Here is a 10,702-nt window from a genome sequence, read left to right as displayed (position 1 = left end):
GCTTTATCCAAACTCATAATGAGAAGCTGGCGAAGCCATTCCGCTGGCACAAGAGCGCAGAATCGATTATGACTTCAGTGGCGCGAGCAAAGCTGAGTGTCATTGATAATAAATAAATGGATTACCCAGACGGGACACTAGCCTCCCATCACGAATATTTCCAAGTTTAATAACTTGATAAGTGCCTTGTTTCGAAAACCAGGAGCTTTTGAAAGCATAGCCATTCTGAAACTTAGCTATTTCGGAGAGATTTTTCTTTTCTGGGCGCCACTCCTCCGTCAACCGCCCACTCACCGCCGCAGCCAGCACGGACTGGCGGAAGCGTTTGAGGATTTGCGGGATTCGTTCGAGGCGGGCTTTGGTGTTTTCCACCTGGGCCAGCAGGGTGTCGAGTTTGTCGGCGATGACTTTTTGTTCGGCGAGTGGAGGAAGAGGTAATTCGTATCCGGAAACGAAGACTTTGGGCACCCTTTTGTGGCCCACCGAACCAGACATGTTCACTGCACCGTTAACCAGAAACTCTCTGCTCTTAATGAGTGCGAAGAGCATCTCTGGCCGAACCAAGTCGCCATATGGCCTCAGAACATAATACTCTGTGCTACCAGCTCCCCATCCACTCGGAAAATCTCGAATTATCGCCGCCTTGCTGTTTTCGAAGCAGGGCGTGATCTTGGCAAAGATGACATCTCCATTCTTAAACTGCGTAAACCCCTTTCTTACCTTTTCCCATGAACGCTTTTCAAAATCACAGGCGCCAAAATGATTGGTTGGAACGCCGGCCATCGGCATAAAACCAACATCTAAGTCATCCGGAAGTTTCTCTTTCGGGTTTAGAGCACACGCATCGCCAATTGTGCATTTAACCCACTCTTTCGGAAAAGAAGCTTCATTCATTTCGGAGAACCATCCAGCAAAAGTTCGTTCAGAAGCACCCGCTGCCCATCAGCCTCCTCTTCAGCACCTAGCTCTCGCATTAGCGAATCCAGCTCCCCCAATGCCTGCACCAGCTCACTCATGGCATCTCCGGCCAAAACACTCGGCTCCGGCAAGTTGGCGGCATCCACGCTGTCGCTATCTTTCAGCCATGAAATATCCAGCGAGTCGCCTTTGTTCTCGGCAATCCATTCCCGTGAAAAACAGCGCCAGCGACTGTGCACCATGCGCTCATCCACGCCCTGGTTTTCGTCGGTTTCTTTCGTTTCTTCCGGCAGTTCGATGTCTTCCGAATGAAAGCTCCATTCGCCTTCCTTGCGGGGGCTTTGCCCGTTAGGGTTGTCGCCGTAGACGGTTTCAAAGGGCTTCAGGTGCTGAGCGCCGAAAGGCGTGCGTTTACCAAAGCTGGGCACGTTAGTACGCAGGTCGTAGACCCAGACGTTTTGGGTGCAGTTTTCCTCCTGCTGTTTGTTAGTCGGGCTGCCCTTGGTGAAAAACAGCACGTTGGTCTTCACGCCCTGGGCGTAGAAGATACCCGTGGGCAGGCGCAGGATGGTGTGCAGGTTGCACTTGTGCATCAGATCCCGGCGCACATCGGTGCCTACGCCGGCCTCAAAAAGTACGTTGTCTGGCAGCACCACGGCGGCGCGGCCACCGGGTCTGAGGTTGCGGTAGATATGCTGCAAAAACGCCAGCTGCTTGTTGCTGGTTTTGTAGGTCAGGTCATCGCGAGTGATGCTAGCGTCGCCGCCCTTGGAAGTACCAAATGGCGGATTAGCCAGGATCACATCGGCCCTCGGCAAACTAGCACCGGTCTGTCCCAGAGCGTTCCCCAGGTGAACCACCCCTTCCTCGTCCCCTTCCATGCCGTGCAGCAGGCAATTCATCAGCGCCAAACGGCGAGTACCGGGCACCAACTCAATGCCGACAAAGGCCTTGTTGCGCTGAAAACTTTGTTGCTGCGCATTTAGATCAAACAGATCGTCGGTCTGCTTCTTAATGTACTGATCGGCGGCGATCAAAAATCCGCCAGTACCGGCAGCCGGATCCTGAACAAGCTCCCCCTGCTCCGGCTTGAGGCAAGCGACCATGGTGTTGATCAGAGCGCGGGGAGTGAAATACTGGCCGGCGCCGGATTTTGTCTCGTTGGCGTTCTTCTCAAGCAGCCCCTCGTAAAGGTCGCCCAAGCCGTCCTGCTGGGCATTGAACCAGTCGATCTGGTCCAGCGCCTTGATCATCTGCTCCAGATGACGGGGTTCGCGCAGACGCGTTTGGGCGTCGGCGTAGACGGCGCTGATCAGCGGGTCATCATGCACAGTGTTACCGTCGCCGTCCTTGCCGGTGGAGAGGCTCAGCAGGATACGCTTGTAGTCGTTCAGCAGGTTGATGCCAGATTTGGTGTTCAGATCCGTCCAGCGGCAACCCTCGGGCAGTGGGTGTTTCTTGAGCGTGCCGGCCTCGGTGTTCTCGTGCACCATCTTGATGAACAGCAGCAGCACCAGTTCGGTAACGTAATCCGAGTAGTTGATGCCGTCGTCCCGCAAGACGTCACAGAGATTCCAGAGTTTTTGGACGATGTCGTTATTAGTCATGCTTTTTCCTGTAGGGGGCAAGGCTGAAAATTCGCTTATCTCAGTAATCTTTTTTAGGCGCTTTCGCGCGGCCACATTGCGTCGCCCAGCTCTTCTAGCACCGTATCTAACTGATCGCCGAGCACTTTGTCCAGCTGCTTAGCACCGCCTTGAAATGCCGGCAGCTGGTTGACGGTTTCACGGTCGATAATCACTTCATGTGTTAGCTGCTTGGCCAGCCGATCCAGCCACTTACGCTGGGCCGGTGTCCAGTTATGTTGGGTATGAATCCGGTCCATGGCTTCTGCCACACGTTGCTCAAACGGCTTCAAAGGTTCGCCCAATGCGGCGCGCCGGATATGGCCAATAATACTGGCAGCAATGTCTTTATTGGTCTGATTGCGCACGGCGCTTTGCAGCTTCGCCTCGGAATAGCCGTTGTTGTCCAGCAGCAGCTTCACTTCCCGTAACTGCTCGCGTGTGAGGTTGCGGGGCTTGTTAACCACCACAGACAGTGCCACTGACTGGTTCATCTGTTCGCGGACGAATTGGTTGAAGCTGTCCAGATAGTCCTCAGGCTTATCATGAAGTCCGTAGCTTTGGTTGCGCTCCCGGATTTCATCCTCGTGGTCCGAGATCAGAGGCATGTACTCACTGCCTGCCAGTGCTTTCACTTCGGCTAACTGATCCATCAGGCCGCCATGCTCCCGAATAAACTCAGATGCCTGGCGAGGCCCCAGTTTACGAAGATGCTGGTGCAAGGACTTTGGCTCCACGCCCCAGGTTTGATGCAGCTCATCAAGTTTCTGTTTGAGCTCCGGCTTTGTTTCGGCTTTTTTGTCCGCCTTGCGTAACACCCGCATCAGTTTTTGGCTGAGCTGGCTGAGCACGGCGTCGGCCTGGCTTTCACCTTCTTGTTCACCGGGGCTATTGAGGGCGGTTTCAAGCTGGCGCTCGTCCGTTAATTCATCAACCAGTTGCTCGAGGGTGATGTTTGGGTCCCGCACCAGGGGCTTCATGGTATTCACATCCTGCAGCGCGGCGTAGATGTCCACGGGGTCATAGATGCGAAAAACGGTCTTGCCAATCTCGTCGCAACGCCGGGTCGCGCGGCCAATCATTTGCTCGTACAAAATCCGAGAGCGTACACGGCGCATGAAGACCAAATTGCAGATTGGAGGAACGTCGATGCCGGTGGTCAGTAAGTCTACGGTAATGGCAATGCTTGGGTAACGCTCATTTTTGTAGCGCCGGATAAGCTGCCCCACTTTATCGCTTTGGCCGGTGATTTTGGCGACGGCCGCTTCGTTATACTCGCCGTTGTAGAGTTCCTTGAACGCATCATCCAGTAACCGTTTCACCATGTCGGCGTGCAGATCCGTCGCGCAGAAGATCATGGTCTTTTCATCGCCGAAGGGGTCCAGTTCCTGCACCAGTTGTTCGCAGATCACGCGGTTGAAGTTTTCGTTGATGACTCGGCGGTTGAAGGTATCTACCTCAAAGTTCAGCTCGTCTTCCAGCTCGGTGGTGTCGACCTCGCCAGTTTTAGTGTTGATAACTTCGACGGGCTTACCTTTCTCAAACTGGATGCCGTTCTGGGTCAGCAGGGTTTCGTAACGGATGGGCGGTTCATGGTCGATGAGCCAGTCGTCCGCGACCGCTTCCCGATAGGAATAGGTATAAACGGGTTTGCCGAAGATTTCGCTGGTGTGCTTGGCTGGTGTTGCCGTCAGGCCTATCTTTACCGCATCAAAATAGTCCAGAACCCGGCGGTAGCTGGAGATGTACTGACTGGTGTCACGGGTTGCCAGTTCGCCCTCGGTCATTTCCTGATCGAGGGTATAACCCCGGTGAGCTTCGTCGATAATGATGCAGTCGAACTGATCAATGGGCGGTGGCTCGTCGCTCATGAAGATGCGTTTCACCATGGCCTGAACCGTGGCGACCTGTACCCGGGTTTCTGCCTCGGCTGCCATGTCCCCGAGCTCGGCCACACTGTAGATCTTGCTCAGGGTATGGCTTTGTTCCAACGGCGCTTCGTTGAACGCATCGATGGCCTGCTGGCCCAGCGCGGTTCGATCTACCAGGAACAGAATCCGCCGGAACCGTTCCGTCTTCAGGAACCGGTACATCAACCCGATGATGGTTCGGGTCTTACCGGTACCGGTAGCCATTGCTAACAAGGCCGATCGGATACCCTGCGCCAACGCAGTTTCTGTCGCTTTGATCGCGCTCTGCTGATAATCCCTGAGTTTGAGGTAACCAAAAGGCTCGTCTTTCAGCAGTTTTTCAGCGTTTTCCTTGTCGCGCTCCAGAAGGTCCAGCAAACCACCGGGGGTATGGAAGCTTGGTAAAGCTCGACGGGTGTTACTGCTGTCGCGAACGTCTCGAAACCAGGTACCTGATTGCTCAGCAAGCTGCGGGATATAGGGGCGGCCATTGCAGGAGTAGACGAAAGGCACCATGTAGTGGCCTTCCTCATCCGCAGGCCAGGCAATGGTCCTGCCGTTTAGTTCCCACGCACCAATAATCGGCTGCTCTACCTTCAAGCCTTTGCTGTAACGTTCGGCCTGTCCGATTTTGCCTGCGACGTTAGTGTTTTCTTTCTTGGCTTCGACCACCGCGATGGGCGTTAACCCGGCGAAGAGTAGGTAATCAGCACGGCCTTTCTCACCGTTGTGATTGGTGGGCCATTCCGCAATAGCGCGGTAGGTGCCTTTTTCCGGCCTTGCGCCCTGCTGATAGGTAAGTTCCTGGCTGTCCGCCTCCCAGCCTGCCTCAACGAGCTGCTGATCAATAAGAATGCGGGTGAGCTCTTCATTTAAAACCAGGGTGTCACTTGCCGCCTTGGTTTGCTTGGCTACCTCTTGGCGCTGTTCTTTGACCGAGTCTTCGCCCTGCTGGCTGAGCTGATCTTGCAGCGCTTTTATTTTCTTCTCGGAGTCTTTTTGCTGCTGCTCAAGGATTTGCTCATGGGCCTGCGCCTGTTCGGTCAGGGCGCGAGACTCTTTATCCATTTCCAGAGCCAGTGCTTCGTATTCCGCCTTTTCCTTTTCGATCAGCTGGCTCAATTGCTGGCTGCTGTCCAACTCCATGTTTGCCTGCTGAAGCTCGTGGCGGAGTTTTTCGATATCTCCATGGAGTTGCCGCAATTCAGCACTGGGATCGGGCGGCGGAATAAAGGGACCCGGCTTGAAGCTTGCGCCGGCTTTACCAAAGGATCGGTGGAACCAGATGGCCAATTCTCGCGCCAGCTTAAGGCCATCCATTGCTTCTTTGTGGCGTGTGCGGAATTGGTGAGTGGCCTTGTTGCCCTCAATTCGCAGGGTATGAAAAAGCTCTTTTACCTGAGGTTCTAGGCGCAGCTCTTTGTTTAGACGGTAAAGAAGATCGGATTGGCTGGTTTGCTCGTCGAATTCAATGCCGGACAACGCGGCTAGATGCTGGGCTAGAGCCTCACCAAGTTGGCGAAGCTTGATAAGCGTGGTGTTCGGGTCGCTTGCAAAAATACGCTCGGCGGAGGCCGCCAGCTCTACGAACAGAGAGTCGTGCTCTTCCAGAAAAGCAAAATTCGTTGTCGCGGCCCTATTCATACATCTCGACATCCCTGATTGATCCGTGACCGGCACGCTCATTCCCCAAAGATTGTCCACACCGGGAAATTGCAAAACCCAGTTCAAAGGAATTCGTTAGGCTCCAATGTACTGCAAGAGCCTATATAATCCAAAGAGATCCAACGGATTCTGATGTGTGGTGCGCTATGACTGAAGACGCTGACGAAGCGAATTGGCAAAGAAAGCGACGGTACCCAAAGATCCTAGCTGACGAGGTTCTGAGTGCTCTTCGAGACACAGATCATCTCGGGCATGAGAGGACGATGGAACTTCTCAAACTATACCGCGCAGGCAGAATGCAGATGATCGCCGGTATGGGCCTCAGAGACGACCTCCCCTCGAATAGTTGCTCTAACTTCCAAGCGATCCCGATCGAACACTTTAATGCCATCAGAAATTTAGACACGGCCTTTAAGAAGCTTTTTCACTACATCCGTGGTGGTGCCGGCGATTATGCCGCTATTGATGTTGAGAAATTCATCAGTTCTGAACGTGGAAAACTCCCACGGAAGCGATCAAGGAAGGTCGATAGCGAGGAAGTGGAAACATTTTTGATACGACGCAACTACGCTGATTCAGATAACAAAAAAGCTATCATTTCCGATGCAGCGTCTCATTTCGAAGTCAGCCCTCGAACAATTGAATCAATTGCTTCAGAGAAGGGACTTACCACTTCCAGATAAACTCCCGCAGCCTAACCGTTAGCTGCATTTGCCTCTGCCAGGCTCCTCAACGTGATCCTAAACACGTCAAAGGAGTCTGAAAATGACCAAAAGAATCCTCCGGCTACCCTCTGTCAAAAGCCGCACGGGTCTGTCGAGAAGCACCATTTACTTGAGAATATCCCAAGGCATATTCCCGAAGCCAATTGCACTCGGCGGCCGAACCGTTGGTTGGATCGAAGATGAGATCGACCATTGGCTTAATGAAGCGGTCGATCAGAGAGAGAGGCTAGAAACGCGCAAGAACGGGGGAGGCAAATAATGATCGACTTCATCCCTTTCCTCGATGCAATCAGAACTACTGGACTAACCCCTCCATCTCGCATCAGAACTGGTCGCATATACCGCTTCCCTGGCTTGGGCAAAGCTCGGAGCAATCGAGCTGGATGGTGTCGGCTATCTGAAGACGGCCGTTTCGGAAGCTTCGGAGATTGGTCGTCCGGTTTGGAAGAGACATGGGCGGCTTGCTCACAGTCAACGCTCTCTCCACATCAGCGTAAGACGTTCATAGAAACTGCACGGAAAGAGAGGGCGGCAGCGCGTGACGAAAAACGAAAACTACAGCTCAAGGCCGCCTTGTTAGCCAAAAGCATATGGACAGCGGCATCAGCCGCTCAACCCACCTTTCCATACCTGTTAGCTAAGGGGATCTCCTCCCACACCGGAAAGATTTACCGTGGCACGCTGGTGCTTCCAGTCACTGATTTTTCACGGTCGTTAACAAGCCTGCAGTTCATTAGCACTGATGGTTCGAAACGCTTGCTGGCGCAGGGACGGAAGCGTGGATGTTTCATACCCATCGCTGGCTGTTTCTCTGATCTCATGAATATTGTGATCTGTGAAGGGTGGGCCACAGGGTGCTCTCTCGCTGAGAATTCGCCTGAATTGTGCGTTATCGCAGCAATCGACGCTGGAAATTTAGCGCCCGTAGCCTTGGGCATTAGAAGGCGCTTTCCTAATGCCCGATTAATCATTGCTGGCGACGATGACCGCCTTACTCCATCTAATCCCGGAGCGACGAAAGCTAAGGCTGCCGCAATTGCATCCGATGCACTGCTCGCACTTCCTGAGTGGCCAGAAGCCGCACCTGATCACCTCACCGACTTTAACGATCTCGCTCTGTTCAAGAGGGTGCAGCTATGACTGTTGAATTGATAAATGCAAAACCACCTGAGATTGATCATTGGCCAGACCTAATTCCATTAAGCGCACCTAGTCTGCCTGGGCTTGACCCTAGCCTTCTGCCGGGTTGGGCGGGGGAGTACGCCCATGCGCTCGCAGCCGAAACCGAGACCTCACCAGAACTTGCCGTTGGCATGATCCTGGCGACTTGCTCCAGCACGGCAGCTCGATCGTTACGCGTTGAGTTAAATGAGGGGCACTCCGAACCCTGTAACCTATGGATCGTCGCGGCCCTTCCTCCTGGAAATCGAAAAAGCGCAGTGCAGGCCGCGGCAACTGCACCACTCGTGAGTTGGGAGCAGAACCAAGCCTCCGCTTTGAATGCTGAGATTAATCGAGTCAGTAGCGAGCGCATGACTATGGAGGCTCGAGCGAAAGAATTACGTGCTAAGTCGGCTAAAGAAAAGGGGGAAAGCCGGGCGCGTGAATTTGCTCAAGAAGTAGCGGATATTGAAGCTAATCTTCCGGACGTACCCAAACCTCCGCAGATCTGGACGGCCGACGTGACGCCCGAACGGCTGGGCGCCTTGCTTGCCGAGCAAAATGAATGCATGGCCTGGTTATCTTCTGAAGGTGGCATATTTGAGCTATTAAATGGCCGCTACTCGAATGGGATTCCCAATCTTGATCTGGTGCTGAAAGCGCACAGTGGTGACGCTGACCGGGTTGACCGAGGAAGTCGGCCGGCAGTTTTTCTGAAGAATCCGCTGCTAACGATTGGACTTAGCCCCCAACCGGATGTCCTGCGAGGTCTATCTTCAAAACCCGGCTTCAGAGGGCGGGGACTATTGGGCAGATTTCTTTACCTTTTGCCCCCATCATTAATCGGTTACCGAAAGTTGACCCCGAACCCTGTCCCAAAGTACCTGACCGAAAATTATGCGGCAGGCATTTACGCAATGCTCAACTGGCAGCCAGAAGAAAGTTCTGAAGGCGCAAATATTCCCCATACCCTGCGTTTGAGCAGTGCCGCTGCAGAAGAGCATCATGCTTTTGCCCTTCATATCGAAGGGCAGATGCGTCCTGGAGGAAAATTAGGGAACTTCACTGATTGGGCAGGCAAATCACCGGGAGCAGCATTACGTCTTGCGGGCGTTCTGCATGCAATCAGACATGCTCATGGCACCCCTTGGTCGACTGAAATACCAAAAGAGACCATGGATTCAGCGCTGAGCATTATGGCCACCATTACCCAACATAGCCTTGCAGCTCTGGACCTAATGGGGGCCGACTCAGACACAGGAGAAGCAAAGGTCGTTTGGGATTGGATATGCCGAACCCGCAACGAGCGATTCACTCTGCGCAATGCTTTTGAGGCTCTTAAAGGTACTTTTCAACGCGTTAAAAATCTTCAACCTGCAATCGATATTTTGGAAGAGCGCGGTTACATCAAAGTTGTCAGGATTCCAAATGAAGGCCCTGGCCGTCCGCCGTCACCCTTGATCTGCGTACGACCAGAGATTGTGGAGACATGGCAATGAGTTGGCGGGAGATACTAGGAGCCACTTCATCTCCGAACGCCTGCTTCAGCCCGCAGAATTCGCACAATGACCAAAACCCGGCCAATCCGGGTAATTATGCGAATACTGCGAATAATGCGCGCGCGCGATCAGACGAGACCGCTCAGCTGGAGCAAGCCCTTGCGCATGCCTGCGAGGACCCAACTGTCACGCTCCGTGAGATTGTTGCTTCGATTACCACTGCGGATAAGGAGAGTTGGCAAGAGGGTGGAATCGGTGATGAAGCTCTGAAAGCGTTCACCGAAACTTTAGTAGAAAGAGTTGAGATAAACCGGGGTAAACGCCCCAACCACTTTAACGAAACTGCATCATGCAGGCACTGTGGCCCGATCTGGCTGTGGTTTGACGGTAATGTCTCAGGCTGCCCTTGGTGTTGGAATCGATGCTCTGGAAGGCCAATACCCCGGCCTGACAATGTGTGCTGCGAGGATTGCAGATACTTCAAACGGATTGCGCACCCGAACCTGGGTCATTGCCATGCTCGTCAGCCAGAGCCTCCTGCAGGGTTATGGGGAAAAGATGACCGAATGTGCCAGTTCTTCCTACCCAAGAACACTCGATAACCCAAAAGTTTGCTATTGATTTCGAAAAAAAGGAGCGATTCATGGGCGGAATATTCAGCGGAAGGAAGCCTGCTTTGATGACTAAACCTTTCCCCGAAGAATTCATCAGCCTTGATGTTCGAAAGCTTCAGCGGGAACAGCTCCTGGGCCCGGGGGAGGCATACAACCTCCACAAGTATCGATATCGCCAAAAAGTAGGCGTGCTCTCGATAAAGGCTCGATCAAATTTTCTGGAGGTCCAGTACACCTCCCATGAAAAAATAGCGGCGTTACGCCCAATACAGTTGATTGAGGTAGTTTGGTCGAACTGTAATTTTGGTGGTAGACGTCCATGGTTTTTATGTCCAGCGGAACAATGCGGCAGAAGGGTTGCAATTCTATACGGCCCAAATCCACTACTCTGCCGTCACTGCAGGCGTATTGCCTATCAGAGTCAGCGCGAAGATCAGATACAGATGTAACCATCCCCTAAAATCGGTGCATGCGTAATTAGAGTTCTCCGGCCTACAATGAGGCAAACGGAGAACAGCATGAAGAAATCACGGTACAGCGAGTCACAGATCGTCAAGATCCTGAAGGAGGTCGAGGGCGGCCGCC

At 53.2% G+C, this 10,702-nt stretch carries 7 protein-coding genes; 4 read left to right on the top strand and 3 right to left on the bottom strand.

Going from position 1 to position 10,702, the window contains the following annotated elements:
• Positions 1-99: 99 nt before the first annotated feature.
• The 3 genes from ABJM11_RS00105 to hsdR are packed head-to-tail and all read right to left on the bottom strand — an operon-like array spanning position 100 to position 6,097.
• Positions 100-894, bottom strand: coding sequence for a restriction endonuclease subunit S (locus ABJM11_RS00105; RefSeq protein WP_348294431.1), 795 nt, complete (start codon positions 892-894; stop codon positions 100-102).
• The gene (locus tag ABJM11_RS00100; protein ID WP_348294429.1) at positions 891-2,525 is read right to left on the bottom strand and encodes an N-6 DNA methylase; all 1,635 of its coding nucleotides are present in this window, start codon (positions 2,523-2,525) and stop codon (positions 891-893) included. Before ABJM11_RS00100 ends, ABJM11_RS00105 begins: the two co-directional genes overlap by 4 nt.
• 53 nt (positions 2,526-2,578) lie before the next feature.
• Complete coding sequence (gene hsdR / locus ABJM11_RS00095) at positions 2,579-6,097, bottom strand: type I restriction-modification system endonuclease (RefSeq protein ID WP_348294428.1); 3,519 nt, start codon at positions 6,095-6,097, stop codon at positions 2,579-2,581.
• 284 nt (positions 6,098-6,381) lie between these two features.
• Here hsdR and ABJM11_RS00090 point away from each other — a divergent pair, with 284 nt between their 5' ends.
• The 4 genes from ABJM11_RS00090 (at position 6,382) to ABJM11_RS00075 (ending at position 9,503) form a co-directional block, all read left to right on the top strand.
• Positions 6,382-6,801 (top strand): hypothetical protein, encoded by a 420-nt coding sequence (locus tag ABJM11_RS00090; RefSeq protein WP_348294426.1) that lies wholly within the window; start codon positions 6,382-6,384, stop codon positions 6,799-6,801.
• A gap of 82 nt (positions 6,802-6,883) precedes the next feature.
• Positions 6,884-7,102, top strand: coding sequence for an AlpA family transcriptional regulator (locus tag ABJM11_RS00085; protein ID WP_348294425.1), 219 nt, complete (start codon positions 6,884-6,886; stop codon positions 7,100-7,102).
• Positions 7,102-7,983 (top strand): toprim domain-containing protein, encoded by an 882-nt coding sequence (locus ABJM11_RS00080; protein WP_348294423.1) that lies wholly within the window; start codon positions 7,102-7,104, stop codon positions 7,981-7,983. The genes ABJM11_RS00085 and ABJM11_RS00080 overlap by 1 nt, the downstream gene beginning before the upstream one ends.
• Positions 7,980-9,503 carry a YfjI family protein gene (locus ABJM11_RS00075; protein ID WP_348294422.1) on the top strand — a complete coding sequence of 508 codons (1,524 nt, stop codon included), beginning with the start codon at positions 7,980-7,982 and terminating at the stop codon, positions 9,501-9,503. Before ABJM11_RS00080 ends, ABJM11_RS00075 begins: the two co-directional genes overlap by 4 nt.
• The last annotated feature ends 1,199 nt before the right edge of the window (positions 9,504-10,702 follow it).

This window comes from Marinobacter sp. (genome assembly GCF_039977835.1).
GTDB lineage: Bacteria > Pseudomonadota > Gammaproteobacteria > Pseudomonadales > Oleiphilaceae > Marinobacter.
The sequence above is the reverse complement of the archived record's forward strand: the minus strand, read 5'-3'. Positions and strand labels throughout refer to the sequence as shown.

Excerpts from the sequence above, each read along its gene's own strand:
- ABJM11_RS00105 (WP_348294431.1), bottom strand. The coding sequence starts at position 894 with ATGAATGAAGCTTCTTTTCCGAAAGAGTGGGTTAAATGCACAATTGGC.
- ABJM11_RS00100 (WP_348294429.1), bottom strand. The coding sequence starts at position 2,525 with ATGACTAATAACGACATCGTCCAAAAACTCTGGAATCTCTGTGACGTC.
- hsdR (WP_348294428.1), bottom strand. The coding sequence starts at position 6,097 with ATGAATAGGGCCGCGACAACGAATTTTGCTTTTCTGGAAGAGCACGAC.
- ABJM11_RS00090 (WP_348294426.1), top strand. The coding sequence starts at position 6,382 with ATGGAACTTCTCAAACTATACCGCGCAGGCAGAATGCAGATGATCGCC.
- ABJM11_RS00085 (WP_348294425.1), top strand. The coding sequence starts at position 6,884 with ATGACCAAAAGAATCCTCCGGCTACCCTCTGTCAAAAGCCGCACGGGT.
- ABJM11_RS00080 (WP_348294423.1), top strand. The coding sequence starts at position 7,102 with ATGATCGACTTCATCCCTTTCCTCGATGCAATCAGAACTACTGGACTA.
- ABJM11_RS00075 (WP_348294422.1), top strand. The coding sequence starts at position 7,980 with ATGACTGTTGAATTGATAAATGCAAAACCACCTGAGATTGATCATTGG.